The organism is Zhaonella formicivorans (genome assembly GCF_004353525.1).
Taxonomy (GTDB): Bacteria; Bacillota; DUOV01; order DUOV01; family Zhaonellaceae; genus Zhaonella; species Zhaonella formicivorans.
Window position 1 is genome coordinate 2267915 of sequence record NZ_CP085524.1, and the last position, 24725, is coordinate 2292639.

At 43.1% G+C, this 24725-nt stretch carries 23 protein-coding genes and 1 pseudogene; 6 read left to right on the forward strand and 18 right to left on the reverse strand.

Annotated elements, in window-relative coordinates; translation table 11 throughout:
- Positions 1-17: 17 nt before the first annotated feature.
- The 13 genes from EYS13_RS11045 to EYS13_RS11105 all read right to left on the reverse strand — a co-directional run bounded on the left by EYS13_RS11045 (position 18) and on the right by EYS13_RS11105 (position 13267).
- Positions 18-722: an acylneuraminate cytidylyltransferase family protein gene (locus EYS13_RS11045; protein WP_227762467.1), complete on the reverse strand. Its 705-nt coding sequence runs from the start codon at positions 720-722 to the stop codon at positions 18-20.
- 8 nt (positions 723-730) lie between these two features.
- Positions 731-1801, reverse strand: a complete 1071-nt coding sequence (locus tag EYS13_RS11050) for a nucleotidyltransferase family protein (protein ID WP_227762468.1) — start codon at positions 1799-1801, stop codon at positions 731-733.
- Positions 1802-1806: 5 nt separating this feature from the next.
- Complete coding sequence (locus tag EYS13_RS11055) at positions 1807-2463, reverse strand: acetyltransferase (protein ID WP_227762469.1); 657 nt, start codon at positions 2461-2463, stop codon at positions 1807-1809.
- Positions 2460-3545 carry an N-acetylneuraminate synthase gene (gene neuB / locus EYS13_RS11060; protein WP_227762472.1) on the reverse strand — a complete coding sequence of 362 codons (1086 nt, stop codon included), beginning with the start codon at positions 3543-3545 and terminating at the stop codon, positions 2460-2462. Before neuB ends, EYS13_RS11055 begins: the two co-directional genes overlap by 4 nt.
- Entirely contained in the window at positions 3546-4706 is a 1161-nt protein-coding gene (gene neuC, locus EYS13_RS11065) for a UDP-N-acetylglucosamine 2-epimerase (protein WP_227762473.1), read from the reverse strand.
- 24 nt (positions 4707-4730) lie between these two features.
- Positions 4731-5903 carry a LegC family aminotransferase gene (locus tag EYS13_RS11070; protein WP_423055273.1) on the reverse strand — a complete coding sequence of 391 codons (1173 nt, stop codon included), beginning with the start codon at positions 5901-5903 and terminating at the stop codon, positions 4731-4733.
- A complete protein-coding gene (locus EYS13_RS11075) occupies positions 5900-6910 on the reverse strand; it encodes an NAD-dependent 4,6-dehydratase LegB (RefSeq protein WP_227762477.1) in 1011 nt (336 codons plus the stop codon). Before EYS13_RS11075 ends, EYS13_RS11070 begins: the two co-directional genes overlap by 4 nt.
- 464 nt (positions 6911-7374) lie before the next feature.
- Positions 7375-8253 (reverse strand): Wzz/FepE/Etk N-terminal domain-containing protein, encoded by an 879-nt coding sequence (locus EYS13_RS11080; protein ID WP_227762478.1) that lies wholly within the window; start codon positions 8251-8253, stop codon positions 7375-7377.
- Between the two features lie 253 nt (positions 8254-8506).
- Complete coding sequence (locus EYS13_RS11085; protein WP_227762479.1) at positions 8507-9721, reverse strand: stalk domain-containing protein; 1215 nt, start codon at positions 9719-9721, stop codon at positions 8507-8509.
- Between the two features lie 146 nt (positions 9722-9867).
- Positions 9868-11220 (reverse strand): anti-sigma-I factor RsgI family protein, encoded by a 1353-nt coding sequence (locus EYS13_RS11090; protein ID WP_227762481.1) that lies wholly within the window; start codon positions 11218-11220, stop codon positions 9868-9870.
- Positions 11217-12002, reverse strand: coding sequence for a sigma-70 family RNA polymerase sigma factor (locus EYS13_RS11095; RefSeq protein ID WP_227762482.1), 786 nt, complete (start codon positions 12000-12002; stop codon positions 11217-11219). The genes EYS13_RS11090 and EYS13_RS11095 overlap by 4 nt, the downstream gene beginning before the upstream one ends.
- Positions 12003-12422: 420 nt before the next feature.
- On the reverse strand, positions 12423-12713 hold the full coding sequence (locus EYS13_RS11100; RefSeq protein WP_227762483.1) for a hypothetical protein: 291 nt from the start codon (positions 12711-12713) through the stop codon (positions 12423-12425).
- Positions 12714-12739: 26 nt separating this feature from the next.
- Complete coding sequence (locus EYS13_RS11105; RefSeq protein WP_227762484.1) at positions 12740-13267, reverse strand: hypothetical protein; 528 nt, start codon at positions 13265-13267, stop codon at positions 12740-12742.
- A gap of 175 nt (positions 13268-13442) precedes the next feature.
- On the opposite strand from EYS13_RS11105, the gene EYS13_RS11110 reads away from it, so the two are divergent.
- Positions 13443-14876 (forward strand): DDE-type integrase/transposase/recombinase, encoded by a 1434-nt coding sequence (locus EYS13_RS11110; protein WP_227762485.1) that lies wholly within the window; start codon positions 13443-13445, stop codon positions 14874-14876.
- Between the two features lie 676 nt (positions 14877-15552).
- Here EYS13_RS11110 and EYS13_RS16570 read toward each other — a convergent pair.
- From EYS13_RS16570 to EYS13_RS11130, 4 genes and pseudogenes are all read right to left on the reverse strand, one after another.
- Positions 15553-15699 (reverse strand): annotated as a pseudogene (locus EYS13_RS16570) (DUF2442 domain-containing protein); the annotation flags it as partial.
- 107 nt (positions 15700-15806) lie between these two features.
- Positions 15807-17024 carry an IS110 family RNA-guided transposase gene (locus tag EYS13_RS11120; RefSeq protein ID WP_227762488.1) on the reverse strand — a complete coding sequence of 406 codons (1218 nt, stop codon included), beginning with the start codon at positions 17022-17024 and terminating at the stop codon, positions 15807-15809.
- A 203-nt stretch (positions 17025-17227) separates the two neighbouring features.
- Positions 17228-17368, reverse strand: a complete 141-nt coding sequence (locus EYS13_RS11125; protein WP_227762490.1) for a DUF2442 domain-containing protein — start codon at positions 17366-17368, stop codon at positions 17228-17230.
- Between the two features lie 13 nt (positions 17369-17381).
- Positions 17382-17648: a DUF4160 domain-containing protein gene (locus tag EYS13_RS11130; RefSeq protein ID WP_227762492.1), complete on the reverse strand. Its 267-nt coding sequence runs from the start codon at positions 17646-17648 to the stop codon at positions 17382-17384.
- A gap of 289 nt (positions 17649-17937) precedes the next feature.
- Between EYS13_RS11130 and EYS13_RS11135 the strand changes: the two genes are divergently transcribed.
- The 5 genes from EYS13_RS11135 to hepT all read left to right on the forward strand — a co-directional run bounded on the left by EYS13_RS11135 (position 17938) and on the right by hepT (position 21908).
- Complete coding sequence (locus EYS13_RS11135) at positions 17938-18366, forward strand: nucleotidyltransferase domain-containing protein (RefSeq protein WP_227762493.1); 429 nt, start codon at positions 17938-17940, stop codon at positions 18364-18366.
- Positions 18367-18552: 186 nt separating this feature from the next.
- Entirely contained in the window at positions 18553-19122 is a 570-nt protein-coding gene (locus tag EYS13_RS11140; protein ID WP_227762494.1) for a DUF6431 domain-containing protein, read from the forward strand.
- 87 nt (positions 19123-19209) lie between these two features.
- Positions 19210-20559, forward strand: coding sequence for a DDE-type integrase/transposase/recombinase (locus EYS13_RS11145; protein ID WP_423055274.1), 1350 nt, complete (start codon positions 19210-19212; stop codon positions 20557-20559).
- On the forward strand, positions 20552-21355 hold the full coding sequence (locus tag EYS13_RS11150) for an ExeA family protein (RefSeq protein WP_227762495.1): 804 nt from the start codon (positions 20552-20554) through the stop codon (positions 21353-21355). The genes EYS13_RS11145 and EYS13_RS11150 overlap by 8 nt, the downstream gene beginning before the upstream one ends.
- A 121-nt stretch (positions 21356-21476) precedes the next feature.
- Positions 21477-21908: a type VII toxin-antitoxin system HepT family RNase toxin gene (hepT, locus tag EYS13_RS11155; RefSeq protein ID WP_227762496.1), complete on the forward strand. Its 432-nt coding sequence runs from the start codon at positions 21477-21479 to the stop codon at positions 21906-21908.
- Between the two features lie 275 nt (positions 21909-22183).
- Here hepT and EYS13_RS11160 read toward each other — a convergent pair whose 3' ends face one another.
- Entirely contained in the window at positions 22184-24634 is a 2451-nt protein-coding gene (locus EYS13_RS11160) for an S-layer homology domain-containing protein (protein ID WP_227762497.1), read from the reverse strand.
- Positions 24635-24725 lie beyond the last annotated feature (91 nt).

Below are 24725 nucleotides of genomic sequence, written 5' to 3' on the forward strand. Positions count from 1 at the left end.
ATTACCTCTTTACAAGCCTACTGAAATTCTTTACGCATAATTATTTCACATATATGGAAATCTAGTTCCGTATCTATATCGATTGAACGTTCTCTGGGCATCTTATATGCAAATGTACTTTGTCCAAACCAAGATCCTTGTGTTTTTAGAAAATCCCATTTAGCTAAATATATTGCTCCGTTTAAACGAAAAAAAATTGGTAATTCTTGTCTGTTGGTATTGATTATGTCGTGGCGAATAAAATGTTCCATGCTCCCGTTTTCTGGTAGAGTGTTACACCACCAGGGATGATGTTCTGTTTCGCATACAGAAACCACCGCATTTGCGTTTTTTTTAATTAAAACATTTAAAGCATTTAAAATATCTATTGCTTTTCTTAACGGGCTAGTAGGTTGTAACACCATAACCAAATCATATTTTTGGTCATATCTCTCTATCCAGCGCATTGCATGTTGCACTACATCCATACTTTTTGCTCCATCCGTTGCTAGTTCAGATGGTCGAATAAAAGGTACTTCAGCATCAGCATTTTTTGCTACCAAGGCTATTTCTGTTGAATCAGTAGAAACAATTAGCCTGTCCAAAACCACGCTCTTTTTGGCTTCTTCAATTGTATAGTTTATTAGGGGTTTTCCTAATAAAGGTTTAATATTTTTCCCTGGTAAACCTTTTGATCCGGCTCGCGCTGGTATAATTCCTAATATCGAGTACTTGTTAAACATTTTGCCACCTACTCTGCAGCACTGAAATACCTTAATGTATTACGATAATCTTCCCATTGCCCTATATCGAACCAATTTCCATGATGAGGGTATACACCAACTTTTCCACCATGCTCCTTAACTCTTTGCAACAAATCCGTCATATGTATTAATTCACCATCAATTATTAATTTAAGAATTTGTGGTTCAATTACATATAGCCCTGTATTGACCAAAAAATGATAATTTGGTTTTTCATCTATTGCTAAAAGGTTTTGTCCCTCGGTTTTCAATACGCCATATGGAATAGTGAAATCTTTAACTGATCCTACAATGGTAAGCTGATTATTGTGTTCATGATGATGTCTGAGCAAATCAGCAAAGTTAATTTCTAAGATAACATCGCAGTTTGCAACTATAAATGTATCTTTTATCTTGTCTACTAACAATTTTAATGCTCCAGCAGTACCTAAGGGTTTCTCTTCACAAACAAAATCCACTTTATAAGGTCGTCCGTTAGATTCAGAAAAATACATCTTGACAATTTCTGCTTTATAGCCCAAAGATAAAATAAACTCAGAAAATCCCTGTTGATAAAACTTATCCATTATAATTTCGATAATAGGTTTATCACCTATAGGTATCATTGGTTTGGGTAGTATTTTAGTAAAAGGGTCTAAACGGGTACCTTTACCACCTGCCATGATTACAACTTTTTCTAATCTTTCTTCACGGACAGTCGCAAAACAATCTGACCAGATAATCAAATCCGCTACCCTTCCCTCAGCATCAATTAAGGGAACATGTCTGATATTATATTTTTGCATTACTTCTTTAGCTTTACTAATATGACTATTAACTGTTAATGTTTTAGGATGGAGATGCATAACTTTCTTCAGCTGTGTTTTTAAATCTAAACCATTTAATAAAGCTCGTCGCACATCGCCGTCAGTAACAATACCGACAAGCTGATTCCTGCGGTCAACCACTAACAGCACCTGTAGCCCGGCTTCTTCCATTTTAGGCAAACTATCCCAAAGGGTATCGTCAGCTTGTACTATTACTTTTTGTAATATGTCAAAAGAACGCCATCTCACCACCTAATTCACCCCAGCTCTTTATCATTCGTAGTAACTACTTTCGCAGCCACGCCTAAAACTTTAGCCCCTTCTGGAACATCTTTTAACACTAGGGCACCAGCGCCTACTATACTGCTTTGGCCAATTCTAACATTTTGAATAATAGTTGCTCCCGTCCCTATATGTGCTCTATCCCCTACTGTTACCCCTCCGGAAAGGGTTACGCCAGGAGCTATATGAACATGATTTCCTATTACGCAATCATGATCGATAGATGCTTTAGTGTTAATAATTGCGTTCTGCCCCACATTACTACCTGCCTGAATAATTGCGCCAGCCATAATCTGCACTCCTTCAGCCAGTTTAACATCAGAGGCAATTATAGCTGAAGGATGAATCAGACTAGCAAAGGAGTATCCTAAATTTTTTAGTTTTTGAAACAAATGCGTTCGTTTAGTTGTATCGCTAACCGAACCTAAACCATTCACTAATCTGACTTCGTCTGGTTGATATCGCAGAACTTCATCTTCGTTATCTATTAATCGTATCCCATTTAATGTGTTAGAAAAAGTAGCTAACTTAGGATCAATCAGACAAAGAATCTTAATCCCCCTAAGTCGCAATATATCAATAAGGACCTTTGCATGCCCCCCTGCACCTAGTACAATTACAGGCAGACTCATGGTCTGATCACATCATCTTGTTTATAGTCTCTTTCCGCATTTTTCCCTAGCCAATCCCAATACTGCATTGGTGAAACCCCTATTCCTGGTCGTTTAATAGTAAGATTATCTTCAGAAAATAGTTCCCCTTTTTGAATATCTCTTGCTGCCACAAGGCTTTTTCTCGCAACATGTGCATTCTTTATTTCTATTTGTGTCGGAATCTTTATGGGTGAGCCTAATGCAGCTTCTACTTGACGAATAGATTGCACCATCATTTTTAATTCCTCAGGTTCAAGTGACGCCTGATGATCAGGACCTGGTAAATTTCGAGCTAATGTAAAGTGCTTCTCTATTATAACAGCTCCTTGTGCTACTGCCGCTATTGAAACTGCAATGCCTGGGGTATGATCTGATAAACCTACCTGCAAACCAAAACACCGCATCATGGTATGAATTACTCGCAGATTTACGTCCGAAAACGATGCAGGATATTCAGTAGTGCAATGAAGCAAGACTACGTTATCCCTTAAAGCCTGTTGCCCTTCAATTGAGCAAAAGGCTTCCCTAAATGCTTTTAATGATGGTTTTTTCCCCTTTACGGTATAACCAAAAGCCAAAACTCCAAGAGCTAATTCCACGTCACCAAGAGTACTCATGCCAGTGGAAAGTATAATGGGCTTGCCAGCCTGAGCAGCTTTTAACAAAAATGGTGCATTTGTAATCTCCCCGGAAGCTATCTTTATTATGGGTAAGTCAAAGGTATAAGTTAACAAGTTAAGACTCTCAAAATCAAAAGGAGTAGACAGAAATTGAATCTTTCGCTTATGACAATATTCGATTAGTAATTGGATATCCTCTTCACCTAGCTCGAGTTTCTTAAGCATCTCAAGTTGACTTTCCAATCTTCCTGTAGTCTTGTTCTGATATTCGGCTTTAGGTGCTAAGCTACTGACAACTTTCTCTGCTTTGAAAGTTTGAAACTTTATTGCATCAGCGCCTGCATCAACAGCTACATCGACAAGCTCTTTTGCCATTTCAAGAGAACCGTTATGATTCACCCCTGCTTCTGCAATGACGTAGACATGGCTAAATTGATTCATTTAAAAGTCCACCTCATAAAAATGTTTTTTCAACAAACTTTTGGGGTTAGTAATCTGTTTAAGTTTACAAATTATTCTTTCAGTGCTATAACCGTCTCCATAAGGATTAACTGTGTTTGAAAAATCTCCTGTTAATGCTTGGTAAATAGCTTTTACAATATCGCTGGCAATAGGTTCACAATCGATGACCGATGATGCTTTCAAACGGCCCTTTTGACGGTCACCAATATTAACAGTTGGCTTTTTAAATGAAGGTACTTCATAAAGGCCACTTGATGAATTACCAACCACAGCATCAACTTGAGCTATAGTACTTAAATAACGTAATTGACCTAAGGATGCATAAGCTCGAGCATTCTCGTGCACAGCTACATAATCTTCAATCATATGAATTAAAGTACGTCCTTCAGTATCAGAATTAGGTTTTGTAAATATTAGACCCATTTCACTACCGAAGCTATCAAGTGCTTGTAACAGCTCTTGAAACTGAACCTTCGCGGGTCGATCATCTAATGTAGTTGGGTGAAATGTGATTAACAGATTTTTTTCTTTAAATTTAAAACCTAGTTCTTGTTCAAGTCGTTCCCGGCTAAGTAACTTTAAACGTTTTATTTGGTCAATTCCGGGGCTCCCAACATTGAAGATATGCTCAGGATTTTCGCCCATTTGCCGTACACGTTTAGCAGCTATTTCATTTGTTACAAAGTGCAGGTGCGACATCTTTGTAATGCTGTGGCGTATTGCTTCATCAAATGCGCCCTCTGTTGTGTCACCGCCAGCTATATGAGCAATAGGTATTTTTTCCACAAGAGCTGCTTGCGCTGCCGCTAAAATTTCATAGCGATCTCCAAATAAGACGAGTATATCAGGATTTAACCGAGCTAAAGCATCAGCAAAGCCAATGGTAGCCAGACCTATTGATTTTGCTATGCCTACAGGGGTATCACTTGAAAGCAACATCTCCACCTTTTCGTTAATAATAAAACCATCCTGCTCAATGATGCTATAAGTTAACCCAAACTCCGGTGAAAGGTGCATTCCAGTAACTATAAGTTGTAACTCTAGTTGGGGATCTTGCTGAATTTCTTTCATCAACCAATAAAGCAACCCATATTCTGCACGACTACCTGTTACAACACAAATCTTCCTTATTTTATCCATGTAAGTCACTATCCTCATTGATATTTACCTGCACAAAAATGGACTGCTCGGAATATTAATTATTCTTGCTTCCAGGCTTTCGGCCATACTCACATCCATTCGTGGGCAAGTTTGATACATAGGTAGTTTATGCATGAGGATCCAGACTGGTCGAGTTTGAATTCCGTGAGTATATGTCAATTCAAGTAATTTATCTCTTTCGTGCGCATATTCTTTATTTAATATAAGCACATTGAGCCAATAATTGCTTGTAGCAAATTCAGGTTCCGTAAAAAATTTAACTCCATTGATTTTGGAAAAAGCTTTCCTGTATTTTTCTGCTAAAGCACGCTTGTTTTTCAAAAAAAGAGGCAATTGCTCCAACTGGGCACAGCCTAACGCGGCATTAATATTTGGCAAACGGTAATTATAACCAATCATGTCATGATTAAAAGCCCATTTATGAGGCAGTTTAGCTGTTGTTGTCAAATGTTTTGCTAATTTGCCAATTTCCTCATCATTTGTTAAAATTGCTCCTCCGCCGCCGGTAGTAATTGTTTTATTGCCATTAAAACTTACTGCTGATACTTTTCCCCAATTTCCGGTATGGCGTCCTTTATAATATGAGCCTAAAGACTCTGCTGCATCTTCAACTAGTTCTAATTTAAAACGTTGAGCGAGCTCTACCAAGGGATCCATATCTACCGGGTGTCCAAATGTATGCATAGGCACAACTGCTTTTATGCGACGTCCCGTTTTCTTATTAAAACATTCTCCGTACCGAACCTCAGCTATGTCATTTAAATATTCTTCAAGTTTATAAGGATCCAGACCTAATGTTTTTTCAGAACTATCGGCAAAGTGTGGAATCGCACTACAGTATGCTACAGCATTAGCGGTTGCAACAAAAGTTAGGTCTGGTACAATCACCTCATCATTAGGCTTAACTCCAACTAATATTAAAGCAATATGCAAAGCAGCAGTCCCATTCATTACCGCCACTGCATGCTTTACTCCGGTATAATCTGCTAGTTGCTTTTCAAATAGTTCAACATATTTACCTACGGAAGAAACCCAGCCAGTATCGAGACAATCTTTTATATATGCCCACTCGTTCCCAGTAAAAACAGGCTCATGTAATCCAATAATATCCCGTTCTTTTGGTAGGCATTCCTTGATAGTTGTTACAATTGCGTTAAGATCCAATTTACTTATCATATATTGTATATATCGGCTTTGTAGTGCTTAAGGTTTTCTGGGTTACTAAACCACGTCGCCGTTTCCTGCAACCCCCTTTTTAATCCTTCTCTACCACTATAAATCGGCTCCCAACCAAGAAGATTTTTAGCCTTGGAATTATCAGCCCATAATCGTTCAACTTCGCTCTTTTCCGGTCGCAATCTAATTTCTTCTGTTTCAATTTCAATTTCTACGTCCATAACTTCAGCTATTAGTTTAGCAGTATCACCAATAGAGATTTCGTAGTTACTGCCAATATTTATAATCTGGCCTATGGAATTATCTGACTCCAGAGCAGCTATAAAACCTTTAACAGTATCTTTTACATAGTTAAAGTCACGAGTGGGATGCAGCGCGCCAAGCTTTATCTTTCTTTTCCCGCTTGCAATTTGGGTAATTACTGTCGGAATGACAGCACGGGCCGATTGTCTTGGTCCGTAAGTATTAAATGGTCGTACTATTGCAACAGGGGTATTAAAAGAATAGTAAAAGGACATAGCGAGCTGATCTGCGCCTATTTTGCTCGCTGAGTACGGCGATTGTCCTTGCAACGGGTGATCTTCAGTTATAGGTACAAATTTAGCTGTGCCATAAACTTCACTGGTCGAAGTATGCACAACCTTTAAAATTTCCAGTTCTCTGGCTGCTTGAAGGATATTTAAGGTACCCTTAATGTTTGTATCTACATAGGTATCTGGCGAATAATACGAATATGGAATTGCTATTAATGCAGCTAAATGTATAACCGCATTACAACCCTTCATAGCCTGTTTAATGCCATGTGGGTCGCGCACATCGCCTGCAAAAACATCTAAATTGTCACGAATCTCTTTGGGAGAATGGTCTAACCAACCCCATGAATTAAAAGAATTATATAAAACAAAAGCACGCACGTTATACCCTGAACGCACTAATTCTTCTACTAAATGTGAACCTATAAAACCATCTGCTCCAGTAACCAAAATGTTCTTGTTTATCAGATGCAAAATAATCCCTCTCTTTATTAACTAAGCAGGATATATTTATATCAAGCCTTTATATCTTCTTAAGGTGATCAGTTATTTTTAAATCTTTGCCTACCTACCAGCATTCAAAGCATCTAGTTTAGTATTCACCTTCTCGCCGGTTGGGTTGCCTATTTTTTCGTCTGCAACAATGTCAACTATGTTTATAGTTATTCAATATAGTTCTTCAGCCAAATTCCAGCGTAAGTTGTTAATATTTATGAAAGCATCGTTTGCAGTATATAACAAATACATTGGTAGTATTGCTCGCAAGTTGGTAATATAGATGCTTATAATTTCATCTGACATTATGATCACTAGTAATATATTTTTCTACTAACCCTTAGCCCACAACAACACTCCTAACAATTTTATCGTAACTCCATTTTGTAAGAGAAAACAAAAAATTCTCCTCAACGACCGGCTGTTGTTAATGTCCCCTAATATTAGCTGCTTACATTAGTGCCCTTAAAATCTATTGGATTACGTTTAAAATAATCCTGAATAAACGCCACAAACAAGCCCACCATTAGCCCCAACACCATTGCCACTGCCACAATTACTTTCTTTTGTGGCGCAACGGGGTACTGCGGTATTCTTACCGGGTTTATAACTTTAACATGCTCAAGGGCATCTTTTTCCTTTTGGAGGGACAGGTATCTGTCCAACAGCGCAATACGCTGGCTGTCTATTTCCCGCAGATAGTTATATACTTCATTAGTACGTATTTCTTTTTTCGTCTCATCGATACCTGGATCATTTTCCAAAGTAGTTATGAATTTTTTCGCCAGATTCAGTTCTTCTTCTTTCTCTTTAAGCTGTTGATTTATGGTAGCTAATTGCTGGGATATTAGTTTTTCATGGTTAGTATAGTCTTTGAGGCTTAAGTTCGTATATATTGCTACCATCTGCTCGATAATCTTTTTACCTAATACCCTGTCCTTTTCCTTAACCGCTATTTGAATAAATGATGTATCTTTAACTATGTCTACGGATATTTTCTCCTTAAATTGTCTGTACTCTTCAGGTTTTACATCTAACCCCAACTGCTTAATTACTTCCATAAGTACGTTATCACTCAACAGTACTTCTTTAGCTCCTGCCGGGTTAGTATATATATTTGAATTATAGTTCCCCAGAGAAATTGTTGAAGACATTTTATATACGGGCTCTTGCAAAAAAGCAAAAGCGGTTGCGGCGATGACTGTCACCAAGAAAATGGTTAAGATCGTCTTGCGCCGGCGCCAAATCACCATAATAATGTCTCGCAAGTCAATTTCATCGTAGACTTCCTGATATAGACTAATTTCTTTCTCGCTACTCATAGGGTACCTCACTTTATTGCTATGTTTAATTGCTCAACCTTTTATTGCATTCGACAATAAAACGGATAATCCTTCAATAATTTTGAAATTAAAGTAATAACAGGCAACCTATGGTTAAAACTTTGATTCCCAAGTATCTTAGCTTTCATAAAAGCTTGATTATCCCGAGCATGGCATACTGCCGTAATCGGACCCAAGTAGAGGGGATACCCCCGCGGGGATATCCCCTCTAGATCTGCACCTGTATCTCTACTTATTGACTAACTATAACCATCTGGCTTTGCTGATCCCACTTGGCCTTGGCACCCAGTCCCTCACTCAGGAACCGGAGGGGAACCAGTACCCGACCGCCGGTGATGGTAGCAGGTACATCCAGGTTGACGGGAGTGCCGTTAACCGTGGCGACCGGACTGTCAGCAGTGAGGTTGATGGTGATGTCCGCCTTAACCACTGTCACCTGGCGGGTCGCTCCGTCCCAGGCCACCTGGGCGCCGAGACTTTCCGCCAGCGCCCGGAACGGAACCAGGGTGCGCCCATCGACGATCTGGGGCTGGACATCGAATTGCGGCTTGCTACCGTTGACAAAGACCTTGACTCCTTCAATCCCCACTTTTTGATAAGCCCCGCTCAACTTGGCGAAAATGTCCGGGTCGTTGGGGTTAAGAGCGGCGGCCTGTTCGTATTTTTCCAGCGCCTCATCCAGTTCTCCCTGGAGTTCCAGGAGTTCTCCCAGCAGTTCGTAAACGTCGTCGTCACCTGACTTTTTGGTGGCCATGGCCTGGAGCTGTTGCAGCGCTCCCTCTTGATCCCCCTGGCGGTAGAGGCTTACCGCGAGCAAGATCCCAGCTTCTTCGTTGTCCGGGTCTATAGCCAGGAGCTGTGTTGCCGCTTCTTTGGCCTGATACCACTGGCCCAGGGCGGCATAGGCCCTGGCCATGTCTTCGTAAGCCTCTTTATCATTGGGGTCCTCCGCCAGTTTCGTCAGGGCCTTTGCCAGGTCTTCCTGGGCTTTTGCAAGTCTTTCGGCTTGCTTCTCGGCGTCTTTATCACCTTTGACCTCTTCCTCGTCCAGGTCAAGGTCTTCATCCGCTTCTTCGCGAGCTGCTTGATCCTCGTCTACGTCTTCGTCCTGGTCTTCAACTTTGTTCGCATCTTTGCCGGCATCCCGTTCTTCATGCCGGTCTCCATCATCCTTGTCTTGATCCTCGTTCTCGTCCTCGTCCAGGTCGCCGACTGCGTCTGTATCTTCGTCCTCGTCCGCATCTTCGTCAGCCTGGTCTTGGTCACCAGCCGTGCCTGGTTTGTCATCGCCGGTGTCCCCTGGCACAGTCGGGCTGGCAGAGACTTCCGGTGCCGGTGACGTGCCTCCTGCGGCGGCTGCCACTCCTCCTCCCACAGAGTATACCACTACCAGAAAAACAGCCATCACCAGCAGTACCAGTAACCTTTTACTACGCATCCTAAACATCTGAACCTCTCCTTTCTTCTGTTTTGGCTTTCACTGGTTAGTGCGTGGGCGGAAAAAAATTTGGGGGTCCAGATCAAAAAAATTTTCCTCCTCGCGAACGTCGCCTTGATCATCGCCCTTGCTCTCGTCCTCATCGCCGGAATCTTTTAGAACACCGACACCGGAGTCTTCGTTTCTTCGTCGCCACCGTTATCACTGCCCGCATCTTCTTTTACTTCTTTGCCCGGTTCTTGTTTAGAAGAATCATCGGGTTGACCACCATCACGATCAATGCTCTGGTCCCGGGCGTCGCCATCTTGATCATCAATGTCTGATTTGCTATTGGTCCCACTATCGGGTGATAGGATCTTCCCTTTTTCATCGCCCGGACCCGGCGCGGGTGAACGAGTAGTAGGCTCATCGCTGTTCGCTTCAAGTTGGGCGTCGTCTTTTTCATCTTCTATGCGGGTATCCTCCGCGCCAGCTTCATTACCTTCACCCTCACCCTCATCCGCTTCATCATCTCTTTCTTCGCCTTTACTGCCGTCTTCTTCCTCGTCCTCCGGGAGGCGCTCGCCGTCCGTGTCGCGCTCTTCGTCCTCATCCACTGGACGAGATTCTGCTGGCCTAGCATCCCGGTGCTCCGGATTACCGGTGGTTTCTTGAGTACTGCCAGGCGGCACTGTCCTGGGGTTAACCAGGGTCTCCTTGGAGGGCGGCTGCTTGCTGCCGGGTCCCGAGGTGACACCGAATTCAACCACTAGCTGTTCCAATTGAATGCCCCTGGCGGATAAACGATTCAGGATTTCCGGTATGCCGGTCTTATCCTTTAAGCTGGGGCCTGGCAGAACTCCCTTTTCGGCTGCCCTGGTAATGAGCAGGTAGTGGTTTACCGAAAGACCCGCCTCCCTGGCTCTGATGCGTTCCTCCGGAGAGGCGTTTTGAATGCCGACCTTACCTTGAACGTTCCGGGCAGCAAGGCTTTTCAGGACAGCTTCTTTTACCCCGGAAGCGTTTACCGGGACAGGTGCTCCGTCCCTGGCCGGGATAATGGTCACCAACACCAGGTTATCCCGTCCGGGTTTAAGGTAACCGGAGTATTCGGCCTTTTGGATTATCTGGTCAAGGAAGGTATAGACGTCCTTCTTCCGGGGAGAAAGGCCCTTTACCAGCAATTTGGCGTCCTGGTTCAGGGGTTCCACTTCCAGCGCCCTGCCTGCACCGTCCACGGCGATTTCCAGGCTGGGGTTGATGTCCACGGCCAGGTAGGCTACAGGGGTATCGCCGCGGACCAATTGCCAGAGGAACGCCCCCAGGAATATCATTACTACCAGGCCCGCCACCAGGGCACCCCGGGAGGCGAAATACGGAACGGCGGGTACGGGCTGTTCAACCCACACCTCCTGGCCGACGGCAGCTCCTGTGGCAGGAAGGGGATACCGCCTGAACTGCCGGTCTTCGGTGGCGACCCACATGTGGCGGCCTTCCGTCTTCACCACTAACCCTTTTATCTTGGTCATCGAAGGTCACCTCCCCTGGAAGAGCCGGTCGGCGTTTTTGACGTGTCTGTTGGTCCGGCGGTACAGGCAGCCGGCGGTGGCAGCGAGAACAAAGAGCGCAGGTGCGTGAATTCAGGAACGGTGAGAATCAGGGTCAACGCCAGGATGTAAGCTCGTCCCCTTTTTAATACCTTCCGGCTGAGACGGGTGGCCCGGGACAGCTCCCGGAGAGGGAGCTGCTTGTAACGCTTCACGTAGGCCAGCAAGTCCTGTTCCCGGGCCAGCACGCAGGCGGCTTGCACCAGCATCTCCCGGGTATCCCGGTGCCTGGGACAGGCCCGTTCCAAAAGTTGCAGTGAAAGGTTAAAGGTATGTAGAGCCTGGTCGAAGCGGAGCATTTCTTCCGCCCGCTCGCGGGCCAGTTCTTCCTCGTGATACTGTCGCCATGCGGCAGCTGCTTCCCACTGCGGAAGACCTTCCTCATCGCCGGGCAATCCTTCCAGGGAGAGGTGGCGGTGTCGTGATTCTTTACGATAGTAGTCGATCAGCCGGTTTTTGATCACCAGCCGTGCATAATGGAGAAACTCCTTGCCGGCAGAGGGGTTGAAGGTATCGATGGCCTCGTTGAAGGCCAGCAGGCTGACGCTCAACTCGTCGTCGTTTTGCCAGTAAAGCCTGCGACCGCAGTAAGCAGCCGCGACCTCTGTTATGTAGGCCCGGTGAGATTGGATCAGAACATCCCGGGCCTGCTCATCTCCGGCCCTGGCCTTTTCCAGGAGGTCTTGCAACTGTGGATCCTGCACCAGGTGATCACCCGCCTACACTAACATTCGTGGACCGTTGTGTTTTTCGGGGCCTTTGAAGCCGATTAAGTGTCAAAAGTTGATTACTTAATTTTCCGGGGTTACTAAGATTGTACCAAACGACAGCACTCGACGTAAATAGACAGGAAGCGAGGTAACCAAAGGGACTGCCTCCTTTATCCCTTACGACTACCGCCAAGTATTTGCAATTTTAGAATACGCAGGTCCTCATCATCAACTGTGTTAAACCTACTACTCTTTTCTAATATCTTTAGGGCCATTTCAAGGAAAGTAATTTGCTCTTCGTTAATGTGGGTGGCTGATACAGCTAATTTCCCATTAAACAATAGGCGTATAACTTATAACCGAGAAAATAGAAGCCCGGGAGGCTTGAATTTTCTCCCGGGTCATTTTTCCAGCTCATTTTACCATTCTTTTGACAGCTAACTCGACGACGCTTATCTCGCCTCTCAATTCTTTCATTATTTCCTGGTGTTGGCGTTCATTGCTTTCCGCCAAAGCAGTGATTGCCTCAAATGCTTCCTCCAGTTTATCGTTCATTTCCTCCTGGTTTATCTCAACCTTGCCTAGTCGTTTATCTATCTCATCAATACGTTTATCTATCTCATCAAAGCGTTCATTGACCTCTTGTTTAAATCCGGCAAACTCCAAATAAAATTTTTCTATCAATTGATAAATTTTCTCTTCCACTGCCCCACACCTCAATTACAGGCTGTCTATGCGTTAGAAGCCTTCATCTTCTTCTTTATGGCAAATATTTCTCTTTCGTTCTGCTTTTCTTTATCTATTAAGTAATCAAGGTCTAAAGATATTTTATCGAGCATTTCAGTATGTGCAAATACAGTCCTGGCAATCGTTTCTGTTTGATTATTAAGATCTTGAAATTTTTGATTAGCCTCTTTTCTAAATTCAGCCAGGCCTTCTTCCAGATTAGCTTGTCTTGCCTCCAGTTTTCCAAAGCCTTCTTCTAGTTTAGCTTGTCTTGCTTCCAGTTTTCCAAAGCCTTCTTCTAGTTTAGCTTGTCTTGCTTCCAGTTTTCCAAAGCCTTCTTCTAGTTTAGCTTGTCTTGCCTCCAGTTTTCCAAAGCCTTCTTCTAGTTTAGCTTGTCTTGCTTCCAGTTTTCCAAAGCCTTCTTCTAGTTTAGCTTGTCTTGCCTCCAGTTTTCCAAAGCCTTCTTTTAGTTCTTGTTGCCCTTGGTCTAAGGAATTTAATTTTTGAAGTATTTGTTTTAAAATATCCTCCATTTCCTCCACCCCCACGCAAACATTCGTAGTGTTAATTAATTTACACCAAAATAGATTCTAAAGTCTTATATATCGGGGGTTTCAAGTTTTTTTACAATAAAAAACAATAACACCCCCGTTTTTGGTATAATTGAGTCGTTCAAAACAACAATCCACCAAAAGGAGAGTGTTATTGTTGAACTCAATTATACCATTTTTGATACTATACAATCAATTTTTACTTAAACAAATTCGCCAGTTACTTTTGTTTATCGTTAAAAATATTCCCTTAAAAACTCCTAAACAGGATATCACCAGCCCGAAGTATCGTAAGCTTACTGTGGACAGGCTCCCCATTATTAAACAGCCTGAAAAACTTGACTACAAGCAGCTGCTTAACGATTACAAGTCTAAGCATGGTAAAGAGCTTAAACCTGTTAAGTCCCGTGGGAAAAACCCTGTTTCTCCCGATGTTGTTTGCCACCGTTGCGGCGCCCCTCATACATACCTCTACGACAATACAGGAGGCCGTGGTCAGCTTTTATGCAAAGTCTGCGGGCTAAGGTTCAACAAAGATAAGAAGGACTTTAAAATCGGTGCACTTACTTGCCCTTATTGTGGCAGAATCCTTGAGAAAAAGAAGGAGCGCAAGCAATTTAATATCCACAAGTGTACGAACAAGAAATGTCCTTTTTATCTTCAGTCCCTTAAAAACCTTTCTCCGGAAGACCTGGAAGAATACAAGAAAGATAAGCATAAATTTAAGCTACACTACATCTACCGCGAGTTCACTGTCGACTTTTTTAAGGTCGATTTAAACAGTATGCCTAAAGGATCAGTCAATTTTACTTTTCGTCACTTTTCTCCTCACATTCTTGGTCTTTGCCTGACCTATCTTGTAAACCTTGGGCTGTCCACACGGGCTACTTCCAGGGCCCTTTGGGAGATCCACGGCGTTAAAATCTCTCATGTTATGGTCAGTAAATATGCCAAAACTGCTGCCGCTTTGGTTAAACCTTACGTTGATAATTTTGATTACAAACCCACAAACTACCTGGCTGCTGATGAAACCTACGTTAAGGTCAGAGGCATCAAGCATTATGTCTGGTTTATTATGGATGCACTCAAAAAATCTATCTTGGGCTATTGTGTATCTGATACAAGGGATGTAGGTCCTTGTATCCTGGCTATGCGTATGGCTTTTGCTAAGTTTAAAGATTTCCCCGCTCAAGCCCTAAAGTTTGTTGCTGATGGCTACTCTGCCTACAAGCTTGCACAGCAGCAGTTCATGCTTAAAGACATGGATTTTAACCTTACGCAGGTATTCGGACTCACCAATGATGATCCTGTTTCGGAAGAATATCGCTGGCTTAAGCAAATTATTGAACGCCTTAACAGGACCTTTAAATTCTCCTATCAGGTGACAAACGGCTATGGTAGTGGGGAAGGCTCAAATACCCATGTGTCACTTTTTGTAGCCTATTACAACTTCCTGCGCCCACACTCCTATACTTACTGGCAGCCACTAAACTCTATTCCGGAACTTGAGTCTATCCCAAACATGCCTGCTAAATGGCAGAAGCTTATTGAATTATCACAGCAGCTTATCCTGTCACAGCAAACACCATAGAACAGGCGGTAGCACCCTTAATCCTTCAACCTCTTATCTGCCCTTAAACATGCGGTTCAAAGACTGTCAAATGCCTTTCTTCGAAGGCAATGACCTCTTGACAGGCTTTGAATCCGCATTGTTATGCTCTTCATAGAGGTTGGAGGTGTTTTGTTTTACTGTTCTTCTGGGCTATCTCGTTTTTCAGGTGACATTTTGGGTTTAGTCTGTCCCATATACTCCTTAAACTGCATTTTTCATAAGTTAGTTAACACTATCCAAACATTATACTATTTCCGGAATTATCCATCAAGAAAAGTAAGGTGGGGAGAACAAAACCGCTTGGCGCGATGGCTGTGGTAACTTTCCTAGTAACAAAATTAAATAAAAAGAGAAAAAGTATGCCCTTTTTGTGGTATTGTTTAATCGCCAATCCAAACAAAACAGAAAGGAGCATACTTTTCTTTTATGATTATACCATTTGTTAAGATACAAATATAAATATTATAAAAGCCGACCCCCTCCTGATTTTGATGCAATAGAATCACAAAGCATTAAGTGGGGAGGGGGGAAATATGCCCAAAACAGGGTCTTTTTACACATCTAGTAGCCCGTTCCAATAAAGTTGCAAATAATAAAATATTCAGTCAGCGCCTATTGATAAAGAATCAAGTAGATATTCTCCAATTTTAGGGGGTCAGCCCGTCAATATGCGATATCTTTTTTCATATAAGACCTCCGGGTCAATATCAGCTTGATTAGACCATTCAATACTATCAAAACTAACTCTGACCGATTTAAATTTTTTCTCATCCTTAAGCTCTTTAAATATACCTTTATCTATCCTGAAAATTAAACGACCCTAAAAACAGGCAAAAAACAAGACCTATATAACCAGCTTGCATTTCCCATATATTGGGTGCAACCCGGTATCTACTGATGTATATGTTATTAAGCTACCTCTTCGACCGTAACCTTGTATCCTAAAGATTCTAGCTTCTTGATAGACTGTTTTACTACCGTTTGACGCTTGCGTTCTTCATAATAGTTAGGACCAAGTTCAATATAAGGCTGTCTTTTCTTAAGGATGTGATAGGCGATGATAAGAATGCTATGGGCAACAGCTAAGGACGCCCGGTTTGCTCCTCTTCTGGCCGCGATACGGTGATACTGGGACGCTAAATACGTATCTTTTGTGCGGGACGCTGCTCGGGCTGCTTCAACTAAAGCACTTCGTAACTTTTGGTTGCCCTTCTTGGCTTTGCCAGACTTTCGTTTACCGGCACTTTCGTTGTTACCTGGAGCTACTCCAGCCCATGAACATAAGTGGGCGGCAGAGGGGAACTGATCCATATTTGTACCTGCTTCAGCCAAGATTTGTTCAGCGGTACGTCTTCCCACTCCGGGTATAGTGTCCAATAACTCCAGGTCTTCTTCAAAAGGGAGCATTCGTGCCTTTACTTCTTCATCCAGTTCAGCGATTGTTTTATCCAAGAAGTCAATATGCTTTAGTTGCTTAGCAAGCATCAGTTTTTGATGAGACCCTATTAAACCATTAAGGGCTCTTTGAAGTTCTTCTTTCTTCTTTTTCAGCTTACCCTTAGCCAACTCAGCGAGAATCTCAGGGTCTTCTTGCCCTTGAATCATAGCCTCAATCATATCCCGTCCAGATTTGCCCAAGACATCACGTGCCACAGAAGAAAGTTTTATATTGGCCCCTTCTAAAACCTTTTGTATCCGGTTTATTTCCCGCGCTCTTTCCTCAATCAGGCTTCGCCGGTACCGGATAAGTTCCCGCAACTCTCTTTGTTCGCGAGAGGGAATATAACTGCCTTGCAACAAGCCATGTTGTAACAATCCTGCAATCCACTCGGCATCTTTGACATCTGTTTTACGTCCCGGCACATTCTTGATGTGTTTAGCATTCACCACCATAACGTTGATTTCTTCCAATTCCAGAAGGTTGTAAATCGGTTTCCAGTAAGAAGCGGTACTTTCCATCGCCACATGAGTACAGCCTTTGCTTTTGAGCCAGTCCACTAAAGAGATAAGGTCATCGGTCATGGTTGAAAAGGTACGGATTTCTTTCCCTTCGGGGGTGATGGTGCAGGCGACGACGTTCTTCTTATGAACGTCTAAGCCGCAGCAATGAGTGTAGAGAACATCCACAAGTATCATCCTTTTGGCTGGTTAAGATTGAAGGGCTGGTGCAACAACCACTAATGGATCATTCTATCCTGCGTGCTCTCAAAAAGAGGCAACAATCTGTGGTGCACCAGGTCGTTGTGGTCTGTCTAAATAGCGGGCTCAAAGCACCATAAAAACCCGACCTGCCTTCGCCAGCCAATAGGTGATTCGACATGAACCAATTTTCATCCTTCCGATGGTGCCGCGTTAGCGGCATGGAGGTCTAAATAGGGTTTCATATCAAAAATTCTCTTTTCACCATTTTCAAAAGTTAAAAGTAATTGATAATCATTCAAAGGTTCTACACCTTTAACTGCTAAATACATAAATCTACACCTCCTATTTAAGCGGCTCAATTTTAAAAGGAAGTTCACTATTCATTACCAAAGTCCAGTTTGCTAATAATTCTTCCTGCCTTAGTTCAGCCCATGCCAAAACCAGCTTAAGTTGTTTCTTCGGTAAGTTTCCTTCTTTTAATTCACAAGTATTTATATCAATTATTGCTTTATATTCTCCGTAATAAGCATGGAAATGTGGTGGATTGTGTTTTTCTGGTGCACAAAACATTCTAATTATTATTCCGTAAAACATACTTATAGTTGGCACATTATCACCCTTTCCATTAAAACATATAACTATACAAGTTTAGTGTACCACGCGTCTAACATTCCTTCAATGCAGAAACCAAGGGTAAACCTAAATCGAAGGATCCAAGGGCGGGATCCTTCTATCTTCCTGTCCGTGGCATATTTCAGCACCCTCTGTTTACTCGACCACACTTTACCGCCACTTCGCAACCATAGGAACCGTCCCCTTGGTCCGGTGGTCCGGTGATACCATAAAAATGGTATCTACATACCATAAATGGTATAATGATGTCGAAGGAGGGGTATCCATGGATAAACAAAATCAGTTGAAAAGAATTTGTGAAGAGTATAAGATCGCATTGGTCTATATCTTTGGCTCGCAAGTTAAAACCGGTCTGAATTTGCTCCATGGGATTAAACAGGAACTGCACGACCCTCTGACAGATATAGATATTGGGGTCGTTTTTGATCACGAACTTCCTAGTCCAAAAGAAAGACATATCCTGTACAGCAACCTGTATAATCATTTGGAAGATTTGTTTTTACCATATCCACTCGACTTGGTTTTCTTGCAAGAAACCCATTCTGTATTTCAGGCTAACGCAATTAACGGACATTGTCTCTACTATTCCAGACTTGAATTTAAAGAAGAGTATGAAGAAAACATCTTTTGCCGCGCTTTAGATTTCAGACCTTTTTTAGAAAAATATCTGGATGAAATCTTGGAGGAGGTTTAGTGTTTCTGCCCGCACTATTTGACCTTACCTTGCTCAGATTCAGTTGCCGTTTAGAAAAAGGATTTATTCTTCTCTTGACGAAAAATAACAGAAAGAATCTGAACAAGGAGAAAAGGAAAAGCCTTCAAGTAAGGTTAAACGAGCTGGCACTCTCCCTTACTGAAGGCTTTCCCACATTCCGTCGCCTTGATTGTAACGTATTTAGGCACTTCAGTAAAGGAGTATTTAGAAAAACATTTACATATTTTGGGGCAAAAACAGTGGTTTTGCCCTCTGTGTCAAACTAAAATGGCTGCTCACGGCCAGTATTTGCGCAAGCTGATTACGGCAGATGAAACCGTAGCGAGAATTCCTATAGCACGCTTCCGTTGCGGTAACTGTCGCCGCACCCATGCCATCCTCCCCGATTTCATTTCTCCCTATCGTCATTATTCAATGGATATTATTGCACCGGCGGTAGAGGAAGTAGTTGATGATCAGGTACCGCCAGAACGGGTCCAAGGTGGGCAGGACATTCCCACCACCCGCCGGTGGGTGCGTCGGTTTCTCAAGCGGTACAGCGAGGCCGTCGGCGTGCTGGAAAGCCTGGCTTTCCGATTATCAAAACGAATAGATTCACTCATCAAGGAAAATTGGCCTTCTCCCTGGCAACAGTTACGGGCCGCCTTAGATAAATTGCCTCCTATAGATTCTACGTCGGTATTGGGAGCGGTAAACATCTGGCTGACCATGGACGTGGTCGGCCTCTGGCTGTAACCAATTCCACATAGTTTAGGCTCCTGGCCATCCTTAAATCGTGGTATGGTGGAAAAAACACCATATTTTAACAAGGAGATGGTCTGGATGTCAGAAGAGAAGTACACCCAACAGGATACTGCGCTTAAGCGCTTCGCCCTGATTGCTCCTTTGCTTGAACCGGATTTGGAAGCAGCGGAAAAGCGCCGGCGGCGAAATGAGATTCTGGCCCGTGGGGAGATTTCGTCGCGTACCCTGCGCCGTTACATTCAACTTTACCGACAACAGGGATTGTCCGGACTTATGCCAAAAGTCAGGTCCGACCAGGGAAACAGCCGGGCGATCGCCCCGGAGATTATCCGGGAGGCAGTTAAACTTAAGACTGAGCTACCCGAACGAAGTGTCAGCCAGGTTATCGAGATCCTGGAAGGGGAGCAGAAAACCCGGCCGGGAGAACTGGCCCGTTCTACCTTGAGCAGACATCTGTCGCGCCTCGGCTTAACCAAGCCAGAAGCCAATCAAACCCTACCTGGTCACAGGCGCTTTCAAAAAGGAGAGCGGAACCGTCTGTGGCAGGCAGACATCAAATACGGGCCGTATTTACCCCATCCCGAAAACCCTAAACGAAAAGTCAGGACTTACCTGGTTGCCTTTATTGACGATGCCACTCGGCTTTTGTGCCACGGGGAGTTTTACCTCGACCAGAGGCTACCGGCCTTAGAAGATGCTTTCCGTAAAGCCATCTTGAAGCGGGGTGTTCCAGACGCCGTCTATGTAGACAATGGCAAAGTCTTTATCTCCCGCTGGTTCCGTCTGGGGTGTGCCAAACTTGGCATCAGGCATATCCAAACCCAGTTTTATTCGCCCGAAGCGAAAGGCAAAATTGAGCGCTTCAATCGAACCGTTGAATCGTTCCTGGCTGAACTTAAACTCAAGCCGCCCACAACATTGTCAGAACTCAACCAACTTTTTGCTGTCTGGATGGAAGAGGGTTACAACCACCACCCGCACAGTGCCCTGGACAATGAAACTCCAGCTTATCGGTTCCAAAAAGACCCGCGACGACTTCGCTTTGCCAGCCTGGAAGAATGTCGGGAAGCCTTCCTCTGGGAGGAAAGCCGCCGGGTGGATAAGACCGGGTGCATCAAACTCCAAGGCCGGCTTTACGAGATTGGGTTGGAATGGGTGAAGAAAACCGTTGACCTTCGCTTTGATCCCTTTGACCTGGAAACCATTGAATTCTGGCATAACGGGCAAAAACAGGGACTGGCCAGGCCACTGGTTATCCAAGAATACAACGTCACCGCCGCAAAACATGAAACAGTTCAAGAGACGGTAACTTTTTCCCAGGGTTCCCGTTTGTTAACTGTCCTTGAGGCAAGAAGCCGGGCCCGTCGTCAGCGTAAACTTGGAGCCATCCCCTTCCGCCACCTGGAGGGAGGGAAAGAAGATGTTTGAACCTTTCTTTGGCTTTCACCGTACCCCCTTCGGGCGGGATTTGCCGGTAAAGTTCCTGTTTACTACGCCAGCCCATGAGGAACTGGTGTCCCGCCTCAAGTACGCAGCGGAAAAACGCCTCTTTGCCCTCATTACCGGGGAAGTCGGCGCAGGCAAGTCAACAGCTCTCCGCCAACTAACGTCTTTACTTAACCCGAATAAATACAGGGTCATCTACATCAGTGATTCGGGTCTCACGCCCAGACATTTTTACTGGGAGGCTTTACGCCAACTGGACTGCGAGCCCCGGTTTAACAGAGGGCAGGCTAAACGTCAGCTTCACCAGGTTGTTTTTGACTTGGTTGAAAACCAGCAGAAAGTACCGGTGGTCATTGTCGACGAGGCCCACTTGCTTGACCGGGAAATGCTCGAAGAGATTCGGTTCTTGCTCAATTTTCGCATGGACTCGTATAACCCAATGAGTCTGATTCTGGTCGGGCAGCCAGAGCTACGGCGCATCCTGCAGCTCCAAGTTTATGAAGCGATTGCCCAGCGGGTGAACCTGCGCTACCATTTGCCACCCATGGAACGGAAAGAGGTAAAAGACTACGTAGACCATCATTTAAAAACAGCCGGCGTCAGTTCACCCATTTTTACTGATGATGCGTTGGACGTGGTATACGAATACGCTGGTGGCATTGCCCGTAAGGTCAACAACGTATGTCTTGCCTGCCTCATGGCGGCGGCTGTGGAACAAAAAAGGCTCATCGATGACCATATGGTTAAGGTGGTAATTGAAAACGAGTTTGCAGTGTAAAGTTTTTCTAAATGGCCGGGTGGTACTTAAGAGCTGCCCGGCCAAATAAAGTGAGATGAAAATGCGGCCAGTCAATGTGAGCTAAACGCGGTCAAATATTGTAAGCCGCTACAGTTTAGCAATGCCCGTTGACAAACTGCTGGTCAAACAAAGGCTTGCCCTGATTGCTGAGTATTTAGAAGAATTAAGAGAACTGGCTCGTATGCCTAAAGAAGAATTTTTAAAGATACGCAATTCTTCTTCTGCTGAAAGCTTCCTCAGGCGTTCACTGGAAGCAATTTTTGATATTGGACGACATATTTTGGCTAAAAACGGAGGAATAAATATTGCTCAAGAGTATAAAGGAATAGCTCGCGGGTTGGGAGATAAAGGAATTATAAGTGAGGATTTGGCTGAGCAACTAGTCAAAATGGCGGGCTATCGGAACAGGTTCGTCCACCTTTATCACCAGGTTTCTGATGAAGAATTATATGAGATTATCCAGGATAATTTGAAAGATATAGCAAGGTTTAAAAACCAAATCTTGGAGTACATAACCAAGAACAGAACATAAATAATTTGCCTGTTAATACCTCTTAAGACAATATGATATATCCCTGTTCTGCTTTTCTTTCTTCCTGTTGGTGGCATATTTTAAGCACTATCTATTTACTCTGCAACATTTAAACACCACTATGCAACCACAAGAACCGTCCCCCTGGTTTTCTTCGTCCCCCTGGAACCTTCACTGGAACCTTCAAACCCCCCTGGAACCTTCCCCTTGGTTCCTGCTGAAAAGCGAACAAAATAGGGAGCAACTAAAAAGTTGCTCCCTATTTAAAAGGTATTTTAGTCGTTATCGATTACTAAGTATTCGATAACACCATCTTTAGCTTTCAACTGAACTACTATGTCATCAGTTGCAATGCCACTCAGACCAATAACATTTACTTCATCATCAGTTACATCGTAGATAACTGAATCAGAGTTAATAGTGTACCAAACATTATCAATTTCGACCATGTTGGCAGAGCTATTAATCTTGGTAACCGCTTTAGTTGGGCTGAATACACTGTAAACTGCTTCGTTAGCAGTCTTACCATCAACTAAGGTGTAAGATACAAGACGATATTTAGTTAAGCCTGGATCTGCATCGGCTTTAACATTGTATGTCTTGCTTTCACCTTTAACGTTTAAGGTAATGGTGTAACCATCTTTATTATAGCCACTACCAGTGTAGATAGCATACATGGTAGAAGAAGCTAAAGCTGTCCGGTCTTTAACAACGATATACTTGACAACGCCATCTTTAACATATGCATAAGTATCAACTAAGGTCTGGCCGTCATCAATATAGCTATACAGCGAGGAGAAGCTAGAGGTTACAGCTTTCTCTTCTAAATCATCATTGTAAACTCTAAAGACAACAGTATTGTTGTTAGCAGTTAACCAAGAACTGTTATAGTATACTCTAGTATTGTCCTTAACATCTGTAATATCAAGAGTCATGGCACTTGCAAGAGATACTACCTCAAACTTGTCAATAGCACCATCACTGTCTAAAGTGAACTTAACAAGAGCATAATCATAAACATCACTTGTTACAGCAGTTTGTGCTAAATCAGCAGAATCATCAGTGACAAGATAAGAAACTTTTGTTCCATCAGCAAGCAGGAATCTTAGATAATCATTAGTTCCTGTACTGCTCGGCACATCGGGTAATCTCTTGATTAATAAAGCGTATTTATAAGAGTCTTCAGAGGTGTCAATATCACCAGCTAGATATACTGGGCTGTTAGGATTAATTCCAAAGCCAAGTACTACATTCTTACCGATGAAATCTTTGGCATCGCTCAACTGCATTGTTGTAGCATTGAAGTCATCACCGTTATCTGTAGACCAAACGCCGGAGAAGTCATACTTCTTGCCATCAACTTTGATTTGTGTAACATCTGTGCCACTAAATTTCGAAACAGATTCAAAGGTGCCTTCTACTTTTTTGCCAATTACTACAAAGTAATTGTCTACATCATAAACGCTACCAAAATCATAAACAATATCATTTTCCTTGATGTCACTGAAATCTACAAATTTGCCGTCTTTAACTACTACATAGTTATAGTCATCAGCATCCTCATCTAAATTCCAGTCATCGCCACGCTTAGCTGTGATTTTCAATTTTGCGGCGTCAACGGACTTAACAATAGCGTCTTTCATGTTAGCAAGTGTATCAACATCAATTGCTCTTAAACCGACTACTTTACCATCTTTATCAAGAGTCAATTTAATAACATCGGCTGCAGCAACGCCCTCTTTACTAAAATCAACAACTTCATCTTTGTAAACAATACTAGCGACTGCGTCTTTGCCAAACTTATAAGTCTTTTCGTCAGAACCAACTTTAATCTTGATGCTGGCATTCTCAGCAATGCTGTTAACTGTTGAAACGTATACGCCTTCAACTACTGAAGAACCGTCTTTAACTTCTACGTAGCTAATCTTGCCATCAGTCAAAATATACTTCACATATTTATCTTGTAAGCCAGCTGCGTCAGCTGCGCCGACGATTTTAGCATCAGCAGTCATTTCGATGCCATTAAGCTTTATTTTGCCGTTAACTTTAGTCACAGACTTAACAACTACTTTGTCTACGACTGTTCCACTGTCAAAGTACTTGCTCAAAAGAGTATCAGCAGACTCATTGAATTTATCATTGTCTTTATCGTAAGAAACAATCTTGGTTTCCAATGTTTTAGAAGCGAATTGGAACACATCGCCACGAACAGCAGGAGCTTTAGCATCGAAAGCTACATCTTTAGTAATTTCTAAAGCAGCAGCTTTAACGAGATAATCTACTGGCCAATCACCAGGTAGGTTATCATTATACCCTAAGATTTTCATTAACATAGTTACGATTTCTCTGTAGGAAACAGGATCGTTCGGACGGAAAGTACCTTGTGGGTCACCTTTAACCCAACCTTGAGCAGCGGCTAAGTTAATCCAGCCTGTGTACCACTCACCAGGTTTAACGTCGCTGAACTTAGAAGGAGTGCTCTTTAAGAGTTCAGCAGCATCTTTCATTCCGGTTGATTTAGCTAAGATTACTGTAATTTCAGCGCGGGTAATGGTTTTGTCAAGACCAAGTCCTCCACCAGGATAGCCTTCAATAACGCCTAAGGATAGAAGTTTGTTGCCGGCTTTTTCAGCAGCTGTCGGCTCGGCTGCCATTGCTGGAACTGCGATGCTGAAGAGGAAAGCCAGTGCAACGATTAGAGAGATGATTTTTCTCATCTTCTTCATTACTTTTAAATCCCCCTTTGATTTTTTGTCTCTTTTTGTGATAAAACTTGGTGTTTTGAAGATTAGTTTAGCGCTATGCGGTGAATCACTC